Source organism: Streptomyces sp. NPDC058864 (assembly GCF_042742985.1).
GTDB lineage: Bacteria > Actinomycetota > Actinomycetes > Streptomycetales > Streptomycetaceae > Actinacidiphila.
In genome coordinates this window covers 1-23,178 of sequence record NZ_JBHYMQ010000087.1, presented here as the reverse complement: position 1 = coordinate 23,178, position 23,178 = coordinate 1, and the positions used below count along the sequence as shown (strand labels likewise).

Annotated in this window: 21 protein-coding genes; 8 read left to right on the top strand and 13 right to left on the bottom strand. The window is 68.5% G+C overall.

Annotated features, from left to right (window positions below; translation table 11 throughout):
* Positions 1-4: 4 nt before the first annotated feature.
* From ACFW3D_RS37505 to ACFW3D_RS37495, 3 genes are all read right to left on the bottom strand, one after another.
* Positions 5-382, bottom strand: coding sequence for an SH3 domain-containing protein (locus tag ACFW3D_RS37505; protein WP_500512327.1), 378 nt, complete (start codon positions 380-382; stop codon positions 5-7).
* Positions 373-1,602, bottom strand: coding sequence for an MFS transporter (locus ACFW3D_RS37500; RefSeq protein WP_500512325.1), 1,230 nt, complete (start codon positions 1,600-1,602; stop codon positions 373-375). Before ACFW3D_RS37500 ends, ACFW3D_RS37505 begins: the two co-directional genes overlap by 10 nt.
* 84 nt (positions 1,603-1,686) lie before the next feature.
* Positions 1,687-2,061 carry an SH3 domain-containing protein gene (locus ACFW3D_RS37495; RefSeq protein ID WP_500512323.1) on the bottom strand — a complete coding sequence of 125 codons (375 nt, stop codon included), beginning with the start codon at positions 2,059-2,061 and terminating at the stop codon, positions 1,687-1,689.
* Between the two features lie 924 nt (positions 2,062-2,985).
* Here ACFW3D_RS37495 and ACFW3D_RS37490 point away from each other — a divergent pair.
* Positions 2,986-3,785 (top strand): IS5 family transposase gene (locus ACFW3D_RS37490; RefSeq protein ID WP_500509409.1). Its coding sequence is split into 2 segments (ribosomal slippage): positions 2,986-3,324 and positions 3,327-3,785, totalling 798 coding nucleotides; the frame shifts between segments, so codons are not numbered across the junction.
* Positions 3,786-3,807: 22 nt separating this feature from the next.
* The gene (locus tag ACFW3D_RS37485) at positions 3,808-4,287 is read left to right on the top strand and encodes a hypothetical protein (protein ID WP_500512321.1); all 480 of its coding nucleotides are present in this window, start codon (positions 3,808-3,810) and stop codon (positions 4,285-4,287) included.
* A 393-nt stretch (positions 4,288-4,680) separates the two neighbouring features.
* Here the strand turns inward: ACFW3D_RS37485 and ACFW3D_RS37480 are convergent, their stop codons facing one another.
* The 4 genes from ACFW3D_RS37480 to ACFW3D_RS37465 form a co-directional block, all read right to left on the bottom strand.
* Positions 4,681-6,825, bottom strand: a complete 2,145-nt coding sequence (locus ACFW3D_RS37480; protein ID WP_500512344.1) for a LamG domain-containing protein — start codon at positions 6,823-6,825, stop codon at positions 4,681-4,683.
* Between the two features lie 98 nt (positions 6,826-6,923).
* Positions 6,924-8,222, bottom strand: coding sequence for a pyridoxal-dependent decarboxylase (locus ACFW3D_RS37475; protein WP_500512319.1), 1,299 nt, complete (start codon positions 8,220-8,222; stop codon positions 6,924-6,926).
* 830 nt (positions 8,223-9,052) lie between these two features.
* Positions 9,053-9,862 carry an IclR family transcriptional regulator gene (locus ACFW3D_RS37470; RefSeq protein WP_500512317.1) on the bottom strand — a complete coding sequence of 270 codons (810 nt, stop codon included), beginning with the start codon at positions 9,860-9,862 and terminating at the stop codon, positions 9,053-9,055.
* A 176-nt stretch (positions 9,863-10,038) separates the two neighbouring features.
* The gene (locus ACFW3D_RS37465) at positions 10,039-10,245 is read right to left on the bottom strand and encodes a hypothetical protein (protein ID WP_500512315.1); all 207 of its coding nucleotides are present in this window, start codon (positions 10,243-10,245) and stop codon (positions 10,039-10,041) included.
* A gap of 393 nt (positions 10,246-10,638) precedes the next feature.
* On the opposite strand from ACFW3D_RS37465, the gene ACFW3D_RS37460 reads away from it, so the two are divergent.
* Entirely contained in the window at positions 10,639-11,454 is an 816-nt protein-coding gene (locus ACFW3D_RS37460; protein WP_500512313.1) for a hypothetical protein, read from the top strand.
* 54 nt (positions 11,455-11,508) lie between these two features.
* Here ACFW3D_RS37460 and ACFW3D_RS37455 read toward each other — a convergent pair whose 3' ends face one another.
* Positions 11,509-12,450 (bottom strand): quinone oxidoreductase family protein, encoded by a 942-nt coding sequence (locus tag ACFW3D_RS37455; RefSeq protein ID WP_500512311.1) that lies wholly within the window; start codon positions 12,448-12,450, stop codon positions 11,509-11,511.
* A gap of 193 nt (positions 12,451-12,643) precedes the next feature.
* Here ACFW3D_RS37455 and ACFW3D_RS37450 point away from each other — a divergent pair, with 193 nt between their 5' ends.
* The 3 genes from ACFW3D_RS37450 (at position 12,644) to ACFW3D_RS37440 (ending at position 16,017) form a co-directional block, all read left to right on the top strand.
* Positions 12,644-13,609, top strand: a complete 966-nt coding sequence (locus ACFW3D_RS37450) for a helix-turn-helix domain-containing protein (protein ID WP_500512309.1) — start codon at positions 12,644-12,646, stop codon at positions 13,607-13,609.
* An 82-nt stretch (positions 13,610-13,691) separates the two neighbouring features.
* Positions 13,692-14,468, top strand: a complete 777-nt coding sequence (locus ACFW3D_RS37445) for a helix-turn-helix domain-containing protein (protein ID WP_500512307.1) — start codon at positions 13,692-13,694, stop codon at positions 14,466-14,468.
* A 286-nt stretch (positions 14,469-14,754) separates the two neighbouring features.
* Entirely contained in the window at positions 14,755-16,017 is a 1,263-nt protein-coding gene (locus ACFW3D_RS37440) for a hypothetical protein (RefSeq protein WP_500512305.1), read from the top strand.
* Positions 16,018-16,363: 346 nt separating this feature from the next.
* Here ACFW3D_RS37440 and ACFW3D_RS37435 read toward each other — a convergent pair whose 3' ends face one another.
* The 5 genes from ACFW3D_RS37435 to ACFW3D_RS37415 all read right to left on the bottom strand — a co-directional run bounded on the left by ACFW3D_RS37435 (position 16,364) and on the right by ACFW3D_RS37415 (position 19,216).
* The gene (locus ACFW3D_RS37435) at positions 16,364-16,816 is read right to left on the bottom strand and encodes a peptidoglycan-binding domain-containing protein (protein ID WP_361809845.1); all 453 of its coding nucleotides are present in this window, start codon (positions 16,814-16,816) and stop codon (positions 16,364-16,366) included.
* 86 nt (positions 16,817-16,902) lie between these two features.
* Complete coding sequence (locus tag ACFW3D_RS37430) at positions 16,903-17,157, bottom strand: peptidoglycan-binding domain-containing protein (RefSeq protein WP_500512303.1); 255 nt, start codon at positions 17,155-17,157, stop codon at positions 16,903-16,905.
* Between the two features lie 179 nt (positions 17,158-17,336).
* Positions 17,337-18,503: an IS701 family transposase gene (locus ACFW3D_RS37425; RefSeq protein WP_500512301.1), complete on the bottom strand. Its 1,167-nt coding sequence runs from the start codon at positions 18,501-18,503 to the stop codon at positions 17,337-17,339.
* Positions 18,504-18,654: 151 nt separating this feature from the next.
* Entirely contained in the window at positions 18,655-19,020 is a 366-nt protein-coding gene (locus ACFW3D_RS37420) for a DUF6247 family protein (protein WP_500512299.1), read from the bottom strand.
* A gap of 34 nt (positions 19,021-19,054) precedes the next feature.
* Complete coding sequence (locus tag ACFW3D_RS37415; RefSeq protein WP_500512297.1) at positions 19,055-19,216, bottom strand: type II toxin-antitoxin system Phd/YefM family antitoxin; 162 nt, start codon at positions 19,214-19,216, stop codon at positions 19,055-19,057.
* A gap of 205 nt (positions 19,217-19,421) precedes the next feature.
* Here ACFW3D_RS37415 and ACFW3D_RS37410 point away from each other — a divergent pair, with 205 nt between their 5' ends.
* Together ACFW3D_RS37410 and ACFW3D_RS37405 are read left to right on the top strand one after the other, a co-directional pair.
* On the top strand, positions 19,422-20,030 hold the full coding sequence (locus ACFW3D_RS37410; protein ID WP_500512295.1) for an HhH-GDP family DNA glycosylase: 609 nt from the start codon (positions 19,422-19,424) through the stop codon (positions 20,028-20,030).
* Between the two features lie 448 nt (positions 20,031-20,478).
* The coding region (locus ACFW3D_RS37405; RefSeq protein ID WP_500512293.1) for a helicase associated domain-containing protein at positions 20,479-23,178 on the top strand (2,700 nt) is incomplete at its 3' end.

The following is a 23,178-nucleotide window of genomic DNA, read 5'->3' as shown; positions in this document are numbered from 1 at the left end:
GAGGTCACCGGTTGTAGGGGCACTCGACGTTCTCGGGCAGGCACATCTGGATGTCGAGGTAGGAGGCGCTGACCCAGCCGTAGGTGCCGGCCTTGAGGCCGGTCTTGGTCTTCTTGTCAGTGCTGATGTAGTACCAGGAGCCCTTGCGGCAGCGGGCGGTGAGCCGGTCGGAGGTGTAGAGCAGCCCGGTCGCGGTGTAGCTGGTTCCCGGGCCGGTCCGCAGGCGCAGTCCGTTGGTCAGGGGCCAGACGTCCTGGTCCTTGATGTTGGTGGTGCAGGCACTGGATCCGACGGCGGATGCGGTCGGGGCGAGGGCGATGCCGCCGCCGAGGAGGACGGCCGCGCTCGCGGCGATGGTGAGGCCCTTGGTGGTCACACGCATGGGGAGGTCTCCCGGTGGTGAGGTCTGATGGGGTTGCGGTGGGTCAGGAGCGTGAGGGCGGCGGCGAGGGCCGCGGCTGCGCACAACTGGAAGCCGGGCCCGATGCGCCCGCCGGCCGCGGTGCCCAGGGCGAGCCCGCAGTTGATGGCGGACACCAGCCAGCCGATGACCTCCGTGACGGTGCCGGGCGCGGCCAGGTCGGTCACGACCTGGTAGCCGGCCGTCAGCAGCGGCAGGAAGAGCCCGCCCGGAGCGGCGATCAGGGCGAGCGCCAGAATCGGCGGGGGATCCATGAGCAGAGGGATCCACGCCAGCGCGAACAGGGCGGCCAGCGCGTGGAGGTGGGTGGTACGGCTGCCGGGCCAGGCCCAGCATCCGTAGATGAGGCCGCCGGTGATCCCGGACAGCGACAGCGCCGCCGGCAGCGCTCCGGTCAGCCACAGCGCGCCGTGCCGGTCAGCAGACCCCGCGGCCGCCACGTTCAGCCCGCCCAAGGCCACACCCACACAGAAGTAGGCAGCCAGGACCACAACCATCCCAGTCGGCCGCAGGGCCCCGAACAGGTCGCTGTCGCGGCGCGGCTGCGGCCGCCAGCTACGGGAGGGCTGCGAGGTGGCAACCGCGAGGGCACCGGCCAGGCCCACCACCGTGACGGTGAGCAGAGCCGCACCCGGGGAGATCGTGCTCGCCAGCACCGTCGCCACGAGCGGGCCGACCACGTAGACGCCTTCCTGCGCGCTGGAGTCCAGCGCATACCCGGCTTTCAGCGCCGCCGGACGACCGTCGAGCAGTGTGGACAGGAGCGCACGCAGGCACGACTCCAGTGGCGGGCTGGCCACGCCCGCCACCACAACACACACGGCGGCGGGCCACCGGGTGGCGTCCAGAAACACGACCGCAGCCAGCGCGACGGCGGAGAGCGCCGCGCCGCCGGCCAGCGGAAGCGTCTGCCCCCGCACATCGGCCAGGCGCCCGAGCAGCGGCTGACTGAGCGCGGCTGCCAGCCCATAGGCAGCAGCGAGCATGCCCCGCTGCGCCAGACTCGCCCCGTCGGCGGCCGCCACGAACAGCAACGCCACCGGCGTCATGCCACACGGCAGCCGCCCAACGTGCGTGGCCAGCATCAGCCGCGCCACATCCGGGGCGCGCAACACCACGCCGTAGCCGACAGCCGCTGTGGATGCGGCCGGGCGCAGTGGAGCTGTTGCAGGCACAGTCATCGCAGGGAGCTCCTGGCGAGGGGAGGGCGGGCAGCAGGCGTCCGGCTGGAGAGTGGGGTGGGGTGCCGCGCGGGGGCTGAACCGTCAGTACGGCCAGCCGAAGTCGCGGGAGTCCCAGGTGATGAGGGGGCTGGAGACCCAGCCGGTCCGGCCCTTGGCCAGACCCGACTTGCTCTTCTTCGTCAGGTAGCCGTACGCCCACTGGTTCTTCGCGGCGTAGCACTGGACCTTGAAGATGTAGCCATCGCTCTTGTAGAGCAGACCGACCGACGTGTAGCCCGTGGACGGCCCCGTCCGCAGGTTCAGGCCATTGGCGTTGACCTTGAACGTGATGTCCGTCGGGTTGTAGGTACAGGCGCTGGAGCCGACGGCCGATGCCGCCGGGGCGAGCGCTACAGTCCCCCCGACGATGAGGGCCGCCGCGGCGGCAACCGTTGCGGCTGTATGCCCGATCTTCATGGTGGATCCCGTCCCTGCCACGCCTACGCCCTGGTAGGCGCGCAGCAGTCGCATTGAAGTAGGTGGAGTGCGATGGCCGCGGCCGGCGGATCGTCCCGCTCAGGACCGGCTTACGGCACCGCGTGACCACCACTGGACCGCGAATGGCAAGGACGCAGCAATCACAAAGTGCTTTACATCGCTCCCGCTTTCATCCTCCGAAACCGAAAAGACTTCACTTTCAGGCTTCAAAAACGACGCGCGAGGAAATGAGACGATGTCTGCGCATCACCGATTCCGCTGCCTAAAATCCGTTGCCGGTTTTGATTTCGTTCAGCGGAAGGGGCTCCCGCCGCGAACGCCTGCTGGACCGGGCCAGTCAGTGGGAGCGGCCTCCATGTCTTCCCGTCCCGCCTCGTGCCTGCTGATCACGGGCGCAGGTGTCTCAGGGGAACGCCGGTCCGGAACCCCGCCGGCGTACACGGCGGTGAGTGCCGCAGAAGGCTCCGCCCCTTGATCACAGGTCGTTAGAATCCCGTGGTTCGAGCGCTCTCGGTGGACTGGAAGCAAATCGTGAACGATGACTTTTGGGCTGGCTGGCCGGAACGATGGGCCGGCACGGACTGCGACATCCGGACGGCCTTGGGCGCGATCCCGCAGGAGGTCAAGGACGGGTTCAGGTATGACGAGATCCCTTGGCGGCGGTTCCGGCACTTCTACAGCCCGGGCGAGGAGATCCCTAACCTGCTCCCGACGCTCGCGTCCGGGGACGCCGAAACTGCAGACAGGGCTGATCCGATGGCAAGACGCCCGGCACGGCTGCGCCAAGCTGCTGACTGCGGCCGGCGTCGCGCCCCGCGTGGGCCTGTACCAGGTAACGTCGCAAGCCAGCAGGGGTTTAGAAGTCATCTCAATTGGCTGGTTCGGTAGTCTGCGAGCGTGGGGATCGTTGAGCGGCTGGTGCCGGATGAGTTGTGGGCCTTGTTCCAGCGGGTGGTGCCGCCTGCACCGACCAGGCCGCAAGGCGGTGGCCGGCGACGGCACGGGGATCGGGAAGTGCTTGCGGCCATCGTGTTCGTAGCGACGTCGGGCTGCACGTGGCAGCAGTTGCCAGCGCCGTCGTTCGGGCCGTCGGGAGCGACTGCGCATCGCCGGTTCACGGAGTGGACGAAGGCGCGGGTGTGGGCGAAGCTGCACCGCCTGGTGCTCGACGAGCTCGGCTCACGCGGTGAGCTGGACTGGAGCCGGTGCGCGATCGACTCGGTGAACATGAGGGCCCTGAAAGGGGGGACCTGACAGGCCCGAATCCTGTCGACCGGGGTAAGAAAGGGTCGAAGATCCACTTGATCACCGAAGGCTCCGGTCTACCCATCGCCATCGGGATCTCGGGAGCGAATACGCATGACAGCCAGGCACTGATTCCCTTGATCCGCGGCATACCGCCGATCCGCTCCCGCCGCGGACCACGCCGGCGCAAGCCCTCCAAGCTCTACGCGGACAAAGCCTACGACTACGCTCACCTGCGACGATGGTTACGGCAACGAGGCATCGCCCACCGCATCGCCCGCAAGGGCATCGAGTCATCAGCACGCCTGGGTCGGCATCGCTGGAAGATCGAACGGACCATGGCCTGGCTCGCCGGATGCCGCCGGCTCCACCGCCGCTACGAACGCTCAGCCGACCACTTCCTAGCCTTCACCAGCATCGCCTGCACCCTCATCTGCTATCGAAGACTCACCAAATGAGACGACCTCTTAAGGTGCCGCCATGAAATCCATGCCCTGGGCCGTCTTCGCCGCCGCTCTCAGCCTGATCACCGTCGTGCCGACTGCCTTGATTCTCCGCGCCGTTGTCATCGTCGGTGACCGAATCGGTCCTGCTGAAGTCATTCCCGCTGCGATCATCTTCGGCCCCATCACTGTCGGGCTCGGCTTCGGTGCCCGCAGCGCATGGCGAAGAGCCCTGGGCCGTGGGCCTGCCTCGACACTGCCTGACCCGACGCAGCCCGGCCCCATGCGAAAGGTTCTGTGGATCCTCCTGGCTCTGTTCCTCGGTTTCAACGCTCTTGGCGGCCTCATCGCAGTGTCCAAGGCCACCGATGGGCCCCGCCTGATCGGCAGCCTCGTCTTCAGTGGCCTTCTTATGTGGGGTGCAATAGCCAGCTGGCGCAAGGCTGACGGTCCCGCCCACCCACTGGCCGCCCATACCGAGCGAGGGCAGTGGCAGCCATGGGGACGCAAGCAGTAGCCCGCTGGAGACTCGTCCGGCAGCGCGGAGCAATGCTCAGGACTTGTGGATCGGTTCGGGAGGGCACGCGGAGGGCGTCCGGTCGCAGGCTTGCTGGCGCAGCCAAGCGGTGCCTTGGCGCGGGCGGCCGGTCGCGGTAGACGAGGCGGGCCATCTACGTGGCCTTCACGCCCGCGACGGTCACCTCGCGGGAACAGAGCAGGCCGTCGTGGGGCAGAGGCGCAGTACCGCGGTGGCGGTGATGGCGTCGTGGGTTATCTCAAACGCGATGAACCGGCCGCCGACGATGCGGGACCGCATCCATGCCGACTCCTGCAACAGCCGATGGCCCGCCGGAAAAGGGGTTACGGCGGGCCATCGGGAGGTCAAGCCCCTGGATTCAGAACAGACGGATCAGCACAGGCAGGGATCCGTACCCCAGCCCAGACCGAGCACGTCGTCGTCCCGCAGCGCGCCAGAGTAGGCCTGCACCTCGTCCACGTCGCCGTGGAGGTACTCACCCCAGCCGTCACCGACCTTGGCCCGGCCGATCTGGAGGGCACCGCCGCTGTGCCAGCTGTTGGGGAGGCTCGCGGTCGCCTCGGCGTTCGTGTAGCCGTCGGCGAAGAGTTTGATCGTGTCGGTCCCGTCGTCGTAGACCACGGCAAGACGATGCCCCTGGCCCTCGCCGCCGTCGGCACCGGTGATCTGGGACACGACCTTCTCGGGGGCTCCGGCCTCGTCCTTCTCCGGCATCACCAGTTGCCAGCTGTACGTGGACGGCTCGTAGCGCACCTTGAACGCGTCGGTGTGCTCACCGGCCTGCGACAGCACGGTCATCGGGTGGCCGGGCCGGGCGTCGGCAAGGCGGACGACGACGCCGATGGTGAAGCTGTCCCCGGTGTCGACGACGGGCCCGTCGGCGACCGCATACCCGGTCTCGCCGTCCAGGCGCAGATGCCCGTTGTCGACGAGGGGCGGCGGCATGTAGGTGCAGTCGGGGTCGATGTCGGGGATGCAGATGCTGTCGGAGCCCCGGTAGATCGAGGCTCCCGCGCCCAGCCGCAGCGGCGCGCCGTCCGACTGCTCGGGGCTCATGCCGTCCGCCGCGTTCTCCAGCGACCAGTGGCCGAGTAGCTTCGGCAGGCGCCACGCGATTTGGGCCACCTCGCCTGGCACCACGACCCGGTCGTGGACCTGTACGTCACCGATGTCACCGTGCCACCGGTCCCGGTAGCCAGCAGTCCCGCGGGCGCGTCCGATCTGGAACGCGCCGGCCGTCGCGGCGGGAGCCGCCTCTGCCGCGGCACCCACCTCTTGGCCGTTGACGTACAACTGCGCGCGGCCTGTTTCCGCGTCGTACAGCCCCAACAGATGCGCCCACTCGCCGGTCTCGGGCGCGCCACCAGTCACCCGCGCGCCCGCGATCGCGAACGACCAGACAGGGCCAGGGTCCTGGCTGCGCAGCCCGAGGCTGAAGGCGGGCTTGCCGTCCCCGTCCTGGCTGGCGACGGTCATGTTCCGGCCGGTTTCAGCGGGCCGCACCCAGGCACTGACGGCGAAGGTCTTGCTGATGTCGGTGGCGGGGGCGTCCGGGGTGAGGAAGCCGTGGCCGCTGCCGTCGAGGCTGACGGTGGCACTGGCTCCGGTACCTGCGGGCGCGGGGCCGCCGAAGGTCACGCCGGTGCCGGCCCGTGCAGCGGTGCCCGCCTCGGCGGAGGCCGAACGGGAGCCTGCCGGGTCGTCCAGTTTCCAGCGGGCGACGGGGGCGCGCCCGGCCTTCACGTTGAAGTCGTACGACGACTGCGCGCTGCTCCGGCCGGACCGGTCGATCGCGCGGACCGTCAGCGACTTGGGCCCCGTGGTGAGCGGCAGATAGGGAATGGTCACAGCTGCGCCCGGTCGCTCCGCGGAGACGGTGCCGTAAGGGCCGCCCAAGAAGCCGTACGTGTACGACACCACGTCGTCGGAAGGCGAGTCCATGGTGAAGTGCCCATAGACGCCAACCCCGTCCACCCAGAACACCTGCTCGGGGTTGGGGTACTCGGGGGAGCTGATCGCCGCCTTCTCCGGGCTCACGTCGTCGTAGACGAACGAGCAGACCGAGCCGTCGCCCTCATCGCTCCATTCGGATGTCGCCTTGGTGTCGTTCGCGCGGACGTGCCAGGAGACGACCGTGTTCGCCGGGATGTCGGTCGGCATCGTCCAGTAGAAACGCGACCCCGAGGACAAGGTGCTGGTGGTGAAGATACGGCGCTGCTCCACTCCTGCCGCGTCCGTCCACCATGCTTCGAACTCGCCGTAGAGCGGGCTGGATTCGATGGGCTGGTTGTCCTCCTCGGGGTCGTACATCACGGCACTGAGCCTGGGCGGCTGCGAGACGTAGGGCGTGTCGTCGCCCGTGGCGCAGGCCTTGCTCTGTGTCTGGAGATCCTGGACGAGCGGCTGCTTCGGCGGCAGGTTGTCCACCGCATGAGCCGTACCGGCAGCCATGGCCAGCAGCGCAACAGCGCAGCTCCACACCACCGTCCGTCTGCGGCGACCCGTCTTTCCGAACATAGTCAAGCGGCCCTCCCCTGTCAGTCTTTGAAGCTTGTGGATCACACGAGCCGCACGAAACTAACAGAGGCCGCTGACACCGCCGAAAGGGTTTTCCATCACTTATGTGCGGGGGTGGATACGTCCCGGCGCCCGAGAGGCACCGGCCCGACACCGGGCGCATTCACACCTGCCGAAGTCCTGGAGACAGCACCGATCGCCCGACAAGCTAGGTCCTCGCACAGCGCGTCGATGGCCCGCCTGGTGACGTGCGACACCGTGACCAGATGGCTGCGCGTTCCCTCGCTGGCCAGATGCCAACCTTCGGCGACGCGCTGGGGCGGGCGGTCGAAGACGACCGTGATGGACGACTCGTCGAAGCGCCACGGATTCCACCCGAGCGCCTCGAGCCGCTCGACGGCGTAGGCGGCGGTCTCCTGGCAGCGCCGCACTTGGGCGCACAGCCCGGCTTCGCCGCTGCGGCGGAGCGCGGACCAGGCGATGAGGGGTGCGAGGCCACTGCGGGAGCAGCTGAGGGTGCGGTCGCTGATGGTGCCGACGTACGCGCCGGCGTGCTGGTCGGGGACGAGTTCGCTGCGGGTGAGGACGACTCCGGCGGGCACAGGGCTGCCGATGACCTTGTGGAGGCTGATCTGCAGGCTGTCGCTGCCGGCGTCGAAGCCCCAGGGGCGAGGTGTCGGGGCGTATTCGGCTAGGAGGCCTCCGCAGGCGGCGTCGGCGTGGACGTGGACTTCACCGGCGACAGCAGCCGCCTTGCGTAGGGCCGCAGGGTTGTCGAGTGAGCCGGTCATAGTGGTGCCGATGGTGGCGAGCACGATCGCGCCGCGTGGTGCGAGGCGGCCGCTGACGGTGTCACGGCGGCGCCGGTTGCGGCATGCGGCGTGCAGCGCGGCGGGGTCCATGGATCCGTCTGGGAGGCTGGGGATGGTCACGAGCTCGACTCGAAGCAGGTCGGCGCATTTGCGGACGGAGAAGTGGGCTTGGTCGCTGGCGTACAGGGGGGCGCGGGGCAGACGGCGGCGTGCGGTGTGGAGGCCGTAGAGCATGCCTTCGGTGCTCGAGGCCGTCATGTACCCGAAGGTGCTGGCCGGGTCGCCGTGGGCGACCCGGGTGAGGAAGTCGACGACAGCCCGCTCATAGGGCTTGGTGTGGGTGACGTCGTCCGGGTCCCCCGCGGCCGGGTCGCCGACGTTGTTGGGGATCACGGCGAGAGCCGGGGCGAGGTCGGTGAAGTCGAAGGCTCTGTTGCCGGGGTAGCCCAAGATGTGGGGAGTCTCCCGGCGGAGTCGGTCGACCAGGTCGAGGACGTGCGCGGTGTCCTGGCGGGGGTCGTGCGGCAGTCCGCCAATCTGCAGGGCCTGGTGGCCAGTTGCCGGAGGGGCGTCCAAAAGGGTCATGGCGGCGGGGCCTTCGATGGTCGGAGGGGATCCCCGCGGTTGTGAAGGGTGGGCGGGGCGTTGGGATCCTCACCCTGCTGGCGTCAGGAACGGCGCGGCAACAGCGGCCGGATCTGGTGCACTCGGCGTTCCGGTGCGTGGAATGCGAACGCCACGATTCCACCGGGAGAAACGGCACGTCTGCGCTCGGGTGGCCGGTGCCGCCCAGGGAGGGGGGACGGTCACCGGCCACCGGCGTCGGGTCGGACTGGAGGTTGCGAGCCCGGGATTCAGAGGGGTGCGACGCGCCATGGGTCCGGCTGCGGATCGGGGCGCGAGCCCGAACGCGAAGGTGGCCCGGCCGGTGCGATTTGCCCCGAAGAGCCCCCAGTTGCACCGGCCGGACCACTCCCGACGGGAGCTCACGCCCGCCGGAAGGTCCTTCGCCCGCCGGCTTGGGGTGCCGGCGAAGTGGACCGGCCACGCCCCAAGCGGGCCGGCCCAGGATGGTCCGACCGCACCTCAATGAGGATCGGACCGTCTTTCATTCCCCCGGCCGGGGGGTCTGCCGTCCCTGGCCGGGAGTCATGCGCCCGGACGTGAGCCCGGGGAGTCGGGACCGGCGCCCGCCAAGAGGGAGGCGGGCGCCGAGTGAGACCACTGTTACGTACGCGGCGTCAGAGGGCCATGGGGCATGTGCCCTCGGTCGGCCCCTTTTCCATCGTGTGAAAAAACTCCGCGACTGGATTTCTCTCCGCTCAGATCTGGGCCTGGGAGCGCGGGCTGTGACGGGGCGGCAATCGCGGCACGGGTGGTCCCGTGACGGCCGACGGCGCCGCGCGGCATCGGGTTCATGAGCCCTGGCCGGCGTTGTCGGAGCGGCTCAGTGCGGCGGCCGCGGCCTTTGTGGCCGTGATGTAGTCCTCGGGCGGTTCCGGCATCACGTCGGCGGCCTTGAGGAGCAGCACGGCGCCCATCACGGAGTCGCCCCAGAAGATGGGTGCGGCTACCGAGTGCCATCCGGGCAGGCACTCTTCGTACCCGACGGCGTAGCCGGTGTCGCGGATAGCGGTGAGAGATGCCTGGAGGGCGTCGTCATCGCGGAAAGCGCCCGGGCCGGCGCGGGCCGGGAGCGGTGTGGCCAAGACCTGCTTCTGCATCAACTGCGGAAGGTAGGCCAGGATCGCCCGGCCGGGCGCACCCACACGCAGGGAGCGAGTGACGGAGAGCATGTCGCGGGGTGCCCAGCCGAGTTCCATCAGGTCGCTGTCACCGACGGCCATGTCGACGCACTGCCGGGTCAGGCCGTATGGACTGGCCATGTAGAGCAAGGCCAGGCCCTTGTCCGTGACGCGGTGGAGCTCCCGAAGGTGGTTGGTGGCAGCGTCGCCGTCGTGCCCGTATGTCATGGACGCCTGGAACCCGAGCCGTGCGATGCCTGGTCCGAGGGCGTAGACACCGCGCTCGGGGCGGATGAAGTAACCGTCGTAGACGCCGGCCTGCAGGATGCGACTGACGGTGGAGTCGTCAAGGCCGGAGGCTCTAGCCAGTTCTGCGAGGCGGGCGGTGCGGCGGCCGATGGTGGAGAAGGCCGCCTGCACAGCGAAGACGCGGCCTGATCGGCTGCCGCCGCGACCGCTGCCGGCCTGCTGGATACCCATCTCCCCCGAGCCCCTTCTGTCTTGCACTCGCGGCCCTCATGTCGTGGACCTGTGCCGCCGATGGTGGCGTTCCTTTTCGGCTCCCCGGGTTGTCGGACCCTGGGTTTGGTGCACGTACGGTCGCGCGTCTGGGCGAGGGTGCCGAGCGGCCGCGAGCTGCGCGGCACCCCCGGATCTCACCAGTTGATGTCGTTTGCAGCGACGCCGGAGCCGGCCTTGACCGCTTCCACGCTCCAGTTGATGTCTCCGGTCGTGGACTTCCAGTTGATGTCTCCCGCCCGGACCGTGTTGCCCTGGTGCGTGGCGGCCACTCCTGCTGCGCCGAGCGCTACGAGCAGGGCAGCAGCCAGCGCGGCAGACGAGATTTTGATCTTGTGCGTCATGGCGGTTGTTTCCCCTCTTCAAACGAGCCTGTGCTGTCGACGGCACAGGCAGTCGGCGTCACCCCGAGCGCAATATTGCAGAAACATGCATCGCGCATTTGTGATGCCGAGCTTTAGGGTGACCCGACGTACAACGCCGCAGCAACGGGTTGCCGGTCGCGGAAAACTGCATTGCACAAAAATGAAGTGACAATCTATGGCGAACGGGGCGTATGCATGTATGAGTTGGGGATGCCGGAGCTGTCACCTGAGGCGTGGGATCGGTACCGGGAGGCCTTGCGAGAACAGTCAATTGGTATCGACGGCAAGGGAGTTGACGAGCTCATCGGACTCGGGGTGGTCGTCCCTGACCCGACGCGACCGGGGTTGTACATCCCGGCAGAGCCTGGCCGTGTGGCTGAGACCATGCGGGAAGCGGCGGTGACGACCCTCTCAAGGGTTCACGGGTATCTGGCGCAGCTCCCGGGCTTTGTGGACGCCATGACCGACGAGTTCACCCGGTCGCAGCGCACAGGAACGGCGGTAGTGGAAGCCATCACCAAGTACGAAGACATCAACGGGAGGCTAGCCCGGGCCACCCACTCCGCCCAGCACGAGGTGGTGACCTGTCATCCTGGCCGCCGTGACCGTGTGCTGCTCGAAAACGTCCGCGAGCGTGACGACAAACTACTCGCTAGAGGGCTGAAGCTGCGCACGCTCTACCAAGAGAGCAATCGGCACGACCATCCGACCGGCCGGTGGGTGGCGTTCGTGACCGAGCGCGGAGCGCAGGTGCGAACCCTTGCCTCCGCACTCCCTAAGATGATCTTCTTCGACGACCGGGAAGCCTTCGTCGGCATCTACGAGAACGGCGAACTGATGCCGGGGGCCCTGCACATCCGGCACGAAGAAATTGTCCGGTTCATCCGTGCTGTTTTCGAGCTGTATTGGGAGAGGGCCGACCCCTGGGTGCCCGGGGCCAGCACGAACTCGGAGTCGCAGGACGACCAGGATGAGGCCGTCACGCCCGTGACCACGCCGGAGACCCGGTCGATCCTGTACGGCCTGGCACAAGGCAAGTCTCAGAAGAAGGTGGCCGAGGAGCACGGCATGAGCGAGCGCACGCTGATCAGCCGCCTGAACGTCCTCAAGGAGCGGCTCGACAAGCCCACGCTGCCCGCGCTGATGTACTGGTATGGGACGTCGGATGAGCGATTACTTCAGGACTGACATGCTCTGAACAGGGGAGCGGGTGCTGGCCGCTCCCCTGTCTCCGCCTGGGGCTCAGACGGTGGCGTCCAGGGCAATCTTCTGAGGACCGGGCTGCGTCTCAAAGTCGCGGTGGGCCTGCGCTGCGGCCTCCAGCGGGTAGGTCTTGCCGGGTGGCAGGACCAGGGTGCCGTCCAGGACGGTGGCGAACAGGGCGCGCATCGCCATGGCGAGGCCGATCTGGTCGCGGTACAGGTGTGACAGTTGGAATCCCGAGACGGTCAGCGACCGGCCAAGGATCCGGTCCATGCCGATGGGGGGTGCGCCTGCCGGCGGGTGCCCGTAGAGGGCGATCCGGCCGCCGGGCGCCACGGCGACCGTCAGGGCTGGGACGGCGATGCCTCCGCTCAGGTCGATGACGGCGTTGACCGGACCGCCGGCCGCGGCCATGACCTCTTCGGCCAAGTCCGTTGCGGCACTGTCGACGACGGTGTCCGCGCCCAGTTCCAGCGCAAAGTCACGGTCCGCCTTGTGTCCGGTGAGTGCGATGACCCTGACACCGAATCTTTGCGCCAATTGCACCGCCAGCGCACCGGCACCCGAGCCGGCCGGGGTGACGACGACGGTTTCGCTCGGCTGGATCTGCGCCGCGCTGAACACCGCGTGCCAGGCAACCAGCCCGTCCCGGACGAGAGCGAGCGCCTGCTGGTCGTCGATGCTGGGAGGAACGTCCCAGCACGCGTCCAGGGGCAGCACGGCATTCTCGGCGTAGCCACCGCGGTCGAGAAGGCCGACGACGCGCCGACCGTCGTCGGTAACGCCCACCACCTCGGTACCGGGCGTGCAGGGCAGCGGTCCGGTCGCGATGGCGCCGGACCGCTCCAAGAGGTCTTCAGCGCTGACACCTGCCAGGGAAACACGGACGCGGACATGGCCAGCCAGCAAGGCAGGCTCCCGGACGTCCTCCAACTGCAAGGCGTCGTGGCCGCCGCGTTCCCGCATGACGATGGCGCGCACTGTGCTTGTCTCCTGTCGGGCAAGGGGACCGTCCGGCAACCAGGCTAGGGCATGGGTGCCCACCAACATCAGGGCCCGAAGCCCCTCTCTTTTCTCACTGGGTGAGAAATGGAGCTTCATTTCTCACCGGGCGAGAAATGAAGGGAGCTCGTTTCTCACCCAGTGAGAAGCGGCGTTCTGTTACCTGCGAGGCATGTGTTTCGCGTTGACGCGGAAGTTAAATTCCGCTTACAGTCACACACCGCTTCGCTGGGATAACAAGCCCACAACTGGCCGTGCCGTATGGCCGGTAGGCCGCCACAGGGGGTTGATGACGATGCCGCAAGCCCAGACCGCCACAGGTCAGACCCGTAGCGCAGCACAGCGAGGCTTCGCTGTACTGCGTGTTCTCGGACAGCTGGAAGCCTCAAGACCCTCGGCTGACGGCAGTTACTCTTTGACTGAAATTGCCGTTGCGGCCGGAATTCCCGATGCCACGGCGCACCGCAAGCTGAATGAAGCCGCCGACGAAGGCCTGGTTTTGCGTACCGAGCGGGGCCGGTATGCACTGATGGCCTGGAACGGCGGGCGCTTGGCTCAGCTGCCCCCGCTGCCGCCGGCGACCGACACGGTGCTGACGCGGGTGCAGCAAGCCACCGGGCAGATGGTGATCCTGTACGCCGCCGAGCTGGTCGGGCACCCGCTGCGGGTGCGCCGCGGGCAGGCCCTGGGCACCAACCGGGCCGTGATCGAGACCGCACCGGCTTCCGTACAGTCCGCGATTGACATGGCCCTGCTGAAACTGACCGAACACGACCCGGTGGCGCTGGCCATCCTGGCCCACCTGGACAACCGGCCGACGACACTGCCGCCGTTACTTCAGGGCGTGCGGGACCGCGGCTTGGCCATCGGTCCCTCGCCCCTGACCGGCTGGGTCACACTGGCCCTCCCGATCTGGCGCCGCGAGACCGTCACCGGTGCGCTGGCGCTGATCGTCCCGGACACGCAGATGCGTTACGCGTACTGCCGCAAGCGCTACCTCGACGTCCTCACCAAGGCCGCGGCGGCGCTGAGCCATCACGCAACGCGGGCTGCCGGCATGGCTCCTGCCGCCTCAGCGGAACCGCCGCACACCGCAGTGTGCGGACGCGGCGGCCGCTTCGAGCGGGCTTCGGCCTGAGGCCCTGGTCATGCCTGGCGCCCGGCACGAAAACGCTCCGGAACGACCCGACCACCTCACCGACGAAAGTAGGAACCTGCCGGTGGCACCCTCACTGACCCTGACGGCAGCGCCGGAGCGTGGCAACAGCACCGTGCAGCGCACGCTGGCCGTCCTCGACGCCCTCAGCGAACCCGGCCCGCACCCGCTTGCCGAGATCGCCGCCCGCGCGGGGCTGCCCGCGCCCACCACCCACCGGTACCTGCAGGCCCTCATCCGCGAGGGCCAGGTCCGGCAATGCGACTACCCCCGCGGCTACTACGCGCGCCTGACCGACCCGATCCGTACCGGCACCGTGCAGCCCCTCGAGGAGTTGCCCCTTCGGATCCCCGGCCGCACCTCGCGGGCCATCCACGCCGAACTGGTCTCCCTGCAGGCCTCGACCGGCCAGATGGCGCTGCTGTACTCCCTGGTCGGGGTGTCCATGATGCGGATGTGCACCGACCGAGTCCCGGGCCCGCACATCGCCGCGCTGTCCGCCACTCCCCCGCCACAGCAACAGGCCCTGTGGCAGGCCCCGCTCAACGCCGACGCGTCCGGACTGGTCATCCGGGCCTGCCTGGAGGACCAGCCCTCAGCGCGCATGCGGATCGTCCGCGAGCAGGGATACGCCGTCAGCCCCTCACCGCTCGACGGCTGGCACGCCCTGGCCGCGCCACTGTGGTGCGGGCCCGCCGTCGTCGGATCGATCGCCGTCCTGGCTCCCAGCCGCATGCTGCAGCGCCAAGCGACCTGCGCCCGGTACGTGCACGCGCTGATGGACAGTGCCGGCGTCGTCAGCCGCCACCTGTTCCGCCTGGAGACCCGGCAGGCCAGCTGACCCGGCCCGCCGGAGGGGGGAGGACATCTGACATGAGCCGCCCACGGCAATCTCTGCCCGCAAGGATTCGCGGGCCGACCACCGGTCGGCCTGCGGCTTCGTGCATGCCCCGCGCCTGAAGCCGCACGTAACAAACGCCTGCCGAGTGCCGACCTCGACAGGCGTTTCACCCGGCCCGTTCAGCGGCCGGCAATCACCGCCCTTGCCCAAGGGCGGATCCAGTGCTCTCAACACTGTCCCGCTGCCACACGGGGTTCTCGCACGCCCGAGGGGGGCGTGCCCGTCCATGATGCAGCATGCCCACGCGCGGAACCAAGCAGTTCGGCCAGCCAAAACCACATCTGCCCAAATGGGCAAGTCGGCGGCGCCAGTTGACTCTCTCGCCGTCGAGCTCGTACAGACTCACGCCGACCAGGAAGTCACCACCACGGTGTCCCGCCGGGTACGCAGGTACGACTTCCTGCGCGCTGCTCGCTGGGCCATCGGCGCCGGCCACCACCCCAAAGCCTCGGCAACCACATTGCGCGTCGCCGAAGACCTCGCGGACCGGATGAACGCCGACGGGCACGTCGCTTACGGCCGCGCCCGCATGGCCAAACGCCTTGGGCTCAGCCGACGTACCGTCGACCGGCACGTCGCATGCCTGCGCGAGCTGGGCTTGCTCGCATGGTCCGTCCACGGCAGCCGCACCAACACCCGACGCGCCGCGGGCTTGTCGGGCTGGGCCGGCACCGCCACCATCTACGCCGGCACCGCTCCCCCCACCTGGGACCACGCCATGGGCCACCGCATCCGCGGCCGCGGCTACACCGCCCGCCAGGTCGGCTACACGCCCGAAGGCCGCGAGCGTGCCATCGCTGACGCCCGCACAGCCGAGACGCGCCACCGGCGTGACACCCCTTCCTGTAGGCAGAACCCCAGGAGACAGAAAGTTAAGGTAGGAGGGAAGAAGAACAACACCGCCACGCGACGGCGACGCGCTACGCGCTGCACCTCCTTCACCCCCCAGCAGACCGCCGACGCTGTGGCGATCGCAGCGTGGATCCGGCCCCGCGTGCCATGGACGCAGCGGGAGACGTTGCGCCGCCTTGCGTTCGCCTTGCGGCCGCTGATCGCCGCAGGATTGTCACGTGAGGACGTCGCGGTCGAGCTGCACTCGTGGTGGCTGACCTGGCGACCTCACTCCCCCGCCGGCTACATCACCTCCCGCCTGCGCGTATCCACGGTGCTCACCGGGCCTCAGCAGCACAGCGACCACAGGACAGGACCCGAAGCAGCTGTGCCGCCCAGCGCCGCATTCCGCCAGACGCTGGCTCAGATACGCGACCAGTGGCCGCTGGCCCGCACCACCAGCGCCGCACACGGCCACAGCACAACAGCAGTGCCAGAAGAACCTCAGTGTGTGATCCGTCAGCGGATCCTCGACTCGTTCACACAAGCGGACACCGCTGCGCGCCCGCGCGGCCCCCAGGACTGCATCACGCTGTCGGAATGGGAGGACCTACTCGACGACCGGACCCGCACCTCGTGGTGGCTGTCGCCGTCATGAACCTGCTCAGGCAGCAGTCAAGCGTCCCCGATCGGCGGCAGCTCCCCCGCCCGCGGGTAGAGCAGGTGGCGCAGCACCCGTGCGAACATGCCCGGCGCGTCCAGCACTTCCCACCGACACCCGGGAACTGAGGCCTCCAACTCCCGTAGCTGACGGCGGAAGTACAGCAACGTGATGGCTGTCGCGGCCAGCTCGCCTCGGACTGCGACAGCGGGGGCGCTCCGCTGGCCGGCAAGGAAGTCGCGCGGCCATGGTGCGGCGCCGACAAGCGGCATCGCCGCTCCGGCCGGGCGTCCGGCCGGAGCGGCGAGGGACGGCCAGTACCGTCAGGTGCTGAATCGCGGTGTCAGAGGCGGGCGCAGCCCAGCGTGGAACTGTAGTGCTTCATGCTGTCACGGGTGTTCGGGCCGTAGACGCCGTCCGCGCCGAGCCCATAGTCCTCCTGGAGCAACTCGACGGCGGTCATCGTCTCCAGGCCGTAGTAGCCATCGATGGTGAGGTAGCCGTAGCTCTCGCAGTTCTTCAGGCTCCGCTGCAGCGCCGTCACGGCCGGGTTTTGTGTGCCCCTGTCGAATACCAGATTGCAGGTCAGGGTCTTGCCGCTGCCGCTGTTGTAGGCGGGAACCGTGACGGAGTGACCCGAGCTGATGGAAACAGCCTTGGTGGTGTTGCAGGTCGGGTATATACCGGCCGCGCTCGCGGAGGGGGAGACGGAGACACCGCAGGCGAGTACCGCTGCCAGGGCGCCCAGGGCAGCAAGGGCGCGAGGCTTGTTGCGGGGCGTGCGTGAAGACATCATGCTCCTCATGGGAACTATCGGGCAGGCGTGCTTGATCACGCTGTGAGATCAGTAGGTCGGGTGACCTGCGAGGTTAAACGTCAAGCTCAGACGCAGTCGTACTTGGCGCCGGTTTCGTTGCTGTAGCGGGCCCACTTCATCTTGGCCAGGGTCTCCCGGCCGTAGACGCCGTCGACCGCCGCGCCGATCCTGCCCTGAACGTCACGCAGAGCATTCCTGGTGTCCGACCCGAAGATGCCGTCGAGTTCGAGCTTCTTGCCGTAACAGCTGTTCATGTACTTCTGCAGGGCCCTGACGCCCGGACCGGTGTGCCCGGACTGCAGGTAGCAGTAGTACTGCAACGGTCTTTGTCGTGACGGGTGGGCAGCTTCGGGCGGTGTGTGGCCGCGTCGTTTGTAGTGGCTGGTGCGGGCTTGGTGTTGTCGTCGGCGTCGCCAGTGCGACCAGTGCAGGACGTGGTCGATGGAGTGTGGTCGGCGGTGGGTGAGCCGGGTGATCAGACGCCTGAGCTCGGGCAGGCTCAGTGGGACGAGGTCGGAGGATCCGTTTCTGCTTTCCCGGCATCCAGCTCACGGGCTCGCAGGACCGTCAGGCAGGCATGGGCGGCCATGGCCAAGGTGACGTGGCGGTGCCAGCCGTCGTAGCGGCGGACCTGATAGTCATCGAGGCCGCACTCGCCCTTCGCGGTCTGGAAGCACTCCTCGATCGCCCACCGGGCCCCGGCAACGCGGATGAGCTCGTCGAGCGTGGTGCCGGCCGGGCAGTAGGCGATGTAGTACGAGATCTCCTGCGGGCGGCTCACGCTGCGACGGGCGATCACCCAGTGCCGGCGGTCCTCGCGGTGCCAGGGACGGACCTCCACGCGGGCCCAGTCGAAAACACGCGGTCCGTGAGCGCCGGCGCCGCACGAGCGGCGTTTCCACTTCTGCCTGGGCAGACCGATGAACAGGTCGTGGACGGGGTGGTCCATGGCCCACCGGGAGACGACGGTGTCATGGCGGGTGGTGGCCATGACGTGGAAGACATCCGCCTGCTCAAGCTCGGTGCGCCAGCTCTTGCTGAAGCCGTAAGCGGCGTCCGCGGTCACCCATCGGAACGGGACCTTGTCAGCGATTGCCCGGCGGACCATGGCCTTTGCCGTTGCCACCTTCGTCTCGAAGGCCACCTCATCGCTGATGCCGGCCTGGCGGCATCGCTCACGGTCATCGGTCCACGACGTCGGCAGATACAGCTTGCGGTCGATCAGCGTGCGCCCACGGTCGGTGGCATAGCCGAGGAAGACCCCCACCTGACAGTTCTCCGTGCGTCCGGCGGTGCCGGAGTACTGCCGCTGCACTCCGGCCGACCGCACGCCCTTCTTCAGAAAGCCGGTGTCGTCCACGATCAGCACCGCGTCCGGGTCACCGAGACGCTCCACGACGTAGTCCCGCACGTCATCGAGGACCTCGTCGGCGTCCCACTCGATCCGGTTGAGTAGCCGGTGGATGCGGTCCGGAGCCGCGTGACCGGCCTGTTCAGCCAGTGTCCAGCCATTCTTCCGCTCCAGTGGAGCTATCAGCCCCTGCATATAGGCCAGCGCAGATTCACGCGGCTCCGACCTCGCGAACCGGTGCACAAACCGCTCATGCAACTCCGACAGACCCAACGACCACCGGCTCGCATCGGCCGGCACCACATCCCACCCCATGCCCACTCAACGAGCCCACTGCCCACCCGTCACGACAAAGACCGTTGCAGTACTAGAACGAGTTGCCGGCCGTCGGCGGGCATCGCGTCGAATTCCTGTCGTGCCTAGGCGGTCCAGTCCATCTGCCAGGGCGGCTGCGGGAGGTCGTCCGTCACTGGCCAGGCTTCACAGTCGCCGCTTCACGCCGCAGGCGGCTGTACTCGGCCAGGAGAGTGGCCGACTCCTCGGGGTCCTCGGACTTCGCGGCGCGGGCCTCGAGACTGTGAAGGTGTGCTGCAAGGCGGGGGTCGCGAGCGATGGCGTACTGGGTCCACCAGAGCCGCATGAACGCCGGCACAGGGGTGAGGTTGAAAGCGTCCCCGATCGCCTGGTGCCAATGGGATTCGAAGTCCGGCAGGAGATGCGGGGCGTGCTCCTGGATCGCCAGACGCAGGGCTTGCGGTGTCCGTTCGGGCATCAACGGAACCTGGGGTTCATCTCCCCCGGGTCCATCGAAATACACTGGCTGAGCAGTCATGAAGTCAGGGCTCCCGGTCTTCCTGCCTGGCGCTTCAGGCCGCGTCCTGGCCGACGTCGGAGGCCGCCTGCCGCCCGGGCTGTTGCTGGTGTTGCTCGAACCACTCGGCGGGCACCAGATAGGCCACCGTCTTCCCCTTGCGCGTGATCGCGGCCGCCTCACCCGCGATCCGGGTGCGGTCAAGGATTTCCCCCATGGCCTTACGGAGGTCGATTGTCGTGTATGTCCTCGTCTCCATGGAGGCCACAGTACCCGAACTATCATAGTTGCGATACTTGCCGTCCGTCCCTCGTCACCCGGCGGCCTCCCGCCCAGCAGCGCCCCGGCGCCGGTTCCTCTTCCCTTCCCCGGCTTTCGGTGTTCCCGGGTGTGCGGGCCCGGCCGGACGCCATCATGGGCCGGTGACCGCACACAGCCCGGTGCAGCGCCTGACCGCCCACGTGCGGGCCGCCCTCGGCGACGGCCCGTTCCTCCCGCCTCCCGGCTGGACGCACATGGGCGCCGTGATCTGCGACGCCAGCTTCCACGCCCGCCGCAGGTACAAATCGACGATCCGACCGCGGCTGATCCGGCTCCAGGCCGCTTGGCCCGACGCCGCCACGGTCCAGGGCTTCCAGGCACGTCTGGCCACCGAAGACCTCGCCACCGCCATGGACTTCAACAGCCCCCGCCGGGTCGCCACCGCCCACGCCGTCACCGACCTCCTGGTCACCAGGCGCGTCGACACCCGCGACGAGCTCCACGCATGGCTCGGCCAGCAGGCCAACCGTGACGCCCTGCGGAAGATAAAGGGCGTGGGGCCAAAAAGCGTGGACTATCTCGGGAACCTTGTCGGCCGTTCCCAGATCGCCGTCGACGTGCACCTGCGCGCCTTCGCCGCCCAGGCCGGAGTCACGGGCCCGGGCTATGGGGAGCTACAGGCGGTGTACGAAGAGACCGCCGATCTCCTCCGACATGACCGCGCCGGCTTGGAGCGCGCCGTGTGGCGGTACATGTCGCAATCCCAATAGGGATCGTGCCGGAGGAACCCCTTCTGCGCAGCACAGGAGCACAGCGCGGCGATCGTGGGGTCGTCGAGGCCGTAGGCGGTGAAGGCTTCGTCGTCGATCTAACTCGGCACAGGCCAGGTTGGCCTAAAGGTCTCCTCGTTCGAAGCGGCCCCGGGCGTGTCGGCGGCCGAACGGGGGTCCGGACGTTCACATCGGGCACGCAGGGCCTTCCGTTCACGGTGCTGCAGGACACCACCGGGGCTCCGGGTAGGTTCCCGTGCCGCTTCCGCAACGCGTGCGACACCTGAGAGCGGCGGACGGGCCGCAGGCCGGCCCGTGGCTGGAGACTGGCCGGTACGGTGTCACACCGGACGCCTTGGCTCTCGCCACCTGCACGAGCAGCGCGTGCGGGCAGGAACAGGGCGCAGACGGTGGTGGCCGTGGAACCGGCTCAGGAGGAGGAGCAGGCGTGAAGAGCGTCCGGCTGCGCGAGCACCAGGTCGAAGCGAACGCGCGGATCCGGCAGTGGGCGGGATTCCCCGCACGCTCCCCCGTCCCCGACGACGGGGCGCGGGCCACGCTGGTGTCCGCCACCGGATCGGGGAAGACCGTCACCGCCGCATGGGCTGCGCTGGATCTGTTTAGGGACGGCCGGATCCTGGTCATGGTGCCCACCCTCGACCTGCTCGTGCAGACCGCGCAGGCCTGGCGCCGAGTCGGGCACCGCGGGCCCATGGTCGGCGTCTGCTCGCTGGAGGGCGACGAGCTGCTGGAGCAGCTGGAGGTGCGGACCACCACGAACCCCATCCAGCTGGCGTTGTGGGCCGGTACCGGGCCCGTGGTCGTGTTCGCTACGTACGCCTCCCTGGTGGACCGGGACGACCCCGAGGACGTCACAGGTGGCGGACGGGTGCGCGGGCCGCTGGAGGCGGCCCTGGCCGGCGGGCAGGCGCTGTACGGGCAGCGGCTGGCCCCGTTCGACCTCGCCGTCATCGACGAGGCGCACGGCACCGCCGGGGACCTCGGGCGGCCCTGGGCCTCGATCCACGACAACACCCGCATCCCCGTCTTCTACCGGCTCTACATGACCGCGACACCGCGGATCCTGGCCGCGCCGCGGCCGCCCGTGGGCAAGGACGGGACCGAGCTGGAGATCGCATCGATGGTCTCCGACCCGGCCGGCACCTACGGGAAATGGATCTTCGAGCTCGGGCTGTCAGAGGCAGTGGAGCGGGGCATCCTCGCCCCGTTCGAGATCGACGTCCTGGAAATCCAGGACCCCGACCTCACCCTGGGCGCCTCCGAGGAAGCCATGCGGGGCCGTCGCCTCGCCCTGCTGCAAGCCGCACTGCTGGAACACGCCGCCGCCCACAACCTCCGCACCGTCATGACCTTCCACCAGCGCGTCGAAGAAGCCGCCGCGTTCGCTGCCAAGCTCCCGGAAACCGCCGCCGAACTCTATGCGAGCGAACCGTCCGAACACGCCCTGGCCGAAGCCGGCTCACTGCCGGCATCGCCAATCGACGCCAGCTTCTACAACCTCGCCACCCACCGGCACGTGCCCCCGGACCGCGTGTGGGCCGATTGGCTGTGCGGCGACCACCTCGTGGCAGAAAGGCGTGAGGTACTCCGGCAGTTCGCAAACGGTACCGACGCCCAGGGCCGACAGGTTCACCGGGCATTCCTCGCCAGCGTGCGGGTCCTCGGCGAGGGTGTCGACATCACCGGCGAACGAGGCGTCGAAGCCATCTGCTTCGCCGACACCCGCGGCTCCCAGGTCGAAATCGTCCAGAACATCGGCCGCGCTTTGCGGCCGAAGGCGGACGGCACGACCAAGGTCGCCCGGATCATCGTCCCGGTCTTCCTCCAACCGGGTGAAGACCCGGACAACATGATGGCCTCAGCGTCGTTCCGGCCCCTGGTAGCGGTACTCCAGGGACTGCGCAGTCACGACGAACGACTCGTGGAACAGCTCGCTTCGCGTGCGCTGAACAGCGGAGCGCGCACCGTCCACGTCCTGCGAGACGCGGACGGCCGCATCATCGGCACCGCCGGTGACGCGGCAGGAGGCGGATCCGGCGGCGGCGACCAGGAACAGGGCGCGGAGGGTACGGGCACGGTGGAGTCAACATTGCTGAACTTCGCCACCCCACGCGACCCCGCCACCATCGCCGCATTCCTCCGCACCCGCGTCTACCGCCCCGAATCCCTGGTCTGGCTCGAGGGCTACCAAGCCCTCCGACACTGGCGCGCCGAACACGACATCACCGGCCTGCACGCCGTCCCCTATGAGACCGAGGTCGAACTGGGCGTGACGCGGTTCCCGCTCGGACGCTGGGTCCACCAGCAACGACGAGCACTCCGGGCAGGAGAACTCGAAGAACGACGCAGAAAGCTCCTCGACGAGCCGGAAGCCGGCATGGTCTGGGAACCCGGCGACCAAGCCTGGGAAACCAAACTCGCCGCGTTCCGCTCGTTCTTCAGGGCTCACGGGCACCTGGCCCCAAGACAGGACGCGGTCTGGAGCGACGGCCCCGACGGCCAGGCCCGCCCCGTACCGATCGGGCAGCACCTGGCCAACCTCCGACGCAAGGGCGGCCTCGGCAAAGAGCCCGAACGGGCTGCGGCCCGTGCCGCGCAGCTGGCCGCGATCGATCCCGACTGGGACTGCACCTGGCCCCTGGACTGGCAACGCCACTACGCCATCCTCCGCGACCTCGCCGAAACCGAACCCGACCATTCGGTAGCCGGCATCCAACCCGGTGTCACCTTCAACGGAGACGACCTCGGGGCGTACATCGCCCGCCAAACACGGGACTGGGCACAGCTCAGCCACGAACAGCAGCAACGCCTCACCGCACTCGGCATCCAACCCACCCCGCCGAGCGAGGGTAAGAACGCGGCACCAAAGGACACAGCGCAGGGATCGAGCAAGACGCAGCAGGCGTTCCAGCGTGGCCTGACAGCCCTCGCCCAGTACATCCGGCGGGAAGGCAGAACGGTTGTTGGAAGAGCGCACGTCGAGGTGTTGCCCGACGGTTCGGCGATCAAGTTGGGCGTGTTCTTGAGTAATCAGAGGTCGTTAAGTCCGTTTCTGGTAGCGGCCTCGTCCGGGCTGGGTGAGGAAGCCTTGGCGGGTGAGGCGTCCGAGACGGCTGCGGGTGATGTT

What these genes read in the sequence shown, in the direction of transcription:
- ACFW3D_RS37505 (WP_500512327.1), bottom strand. Translation starts at nt 382, where the DNA reads ATGCGTGTGACCACCAAGGGCCTCACCATCGCCGCGAGCGCGGCCGTC.
- ACFW3D_RS37500 (WP_500512325.1), bottom strand. Translation starts at nt 1,602, where the DNA reads ATGACTGTGCCTGCAACAGCTCCACTGCGCCCGGCCGCATCCACAGCG.
- ACFW3D_RS37495 (WP_500512323.1), bottom strand. Translation starts at nt 2,061, where the DNA reads ATGAAGATCGGGCATACAGCCGCAACGGTTGCCGCCGCGGCGGCCCTC.
- ACFW3D_RS37485 (WP_500512321.1), top strand. Translation starts at nt 3,808, where the DNA reads ATGAAATCCATGCCCTGGGCCGTCTTCGCCGCCGCTCTCAGCCTGATC.
- ACFW3D_RS37480 (WP_500512344.1), bottom strand. Translation starts at nt 6,825, where the DNA reads ATGTTCGGAAAGACGGGTCGCCGCAGACGGACGGTGGTGTGGAGCTGC.
- ACFW3D_RS37475 (WP_500512319.1), bottom strand. Translation starts at nt 8,222, where the DNA reads ATGACCCTTTTGGACGCCCCTCCGGCAACTGGCCACCAGGCCCTGCAG.
- ACFW3D_RS37470 (WP_500512317.1), bottom strand. Translation starts at nt 9,862, where the DNA reads ATGGGTATCCAGCAGGCCGGCAGCGGTCGCGGCGGCAGCCGATCAGGC.
- ACFW3D_RS37465 (WP_500512315.1), bottom strand. Translation starts at nt 10,245, where the DNA reads ATGACGCACAAGATCAAAATCTCGTCTGCCGCGCTGGCTGCTGCCCTG.
- ACFW3D_RS37450 (WP_500512309.1), top strand. Translation starts at nt 12,644, where the DNA reads ATGTGTTTCGCGTTGACGCGGAAGTTAAATTCCGCTTACAGTCACACA.
- ACFW3D_RS37440 (WP_500512305.1), top strand. Translation starts at nt 14,755, where the DNA reads ATGATGCAGCATGCCCACGCGCGGAACCAAGCAGTTCGGCCAGCCAAA.
- ACFW3D_RS37435 (WP_361809845.1), bottom strand. Translation starts at nt 16,816, where the DNA reads ATGATGTCTTCACGCACGCCCCGCAACAAGCCTCGCGCCCTTGCTGCC.
- ACFW3D_RS37425 (WP_500512301.1), bottom strand. Translation starts at nt 18,503, where the DNA reads ATGGGGTGGGATGTGGTGCCGGCCGATGCGAGCCGGTGGTCGTTGGGT.
- ACFW3D_RS37420 (WP_500512299.1), bottom strand. Translation starts at nt 19,020, where the DNA reads ATGACTGCTCAGCCAGTGTATTTCGATGGACCCGGGGGAGATGAACCC.
- ACFW3D_RS37415 (WP_500512297.1), bottom strand. Translation starts at nt 19,216, where the DNA reads ATGGGGGAAATCCTTGACCGCACCCGGATCGCGGGTGAGGCGGCCGCG.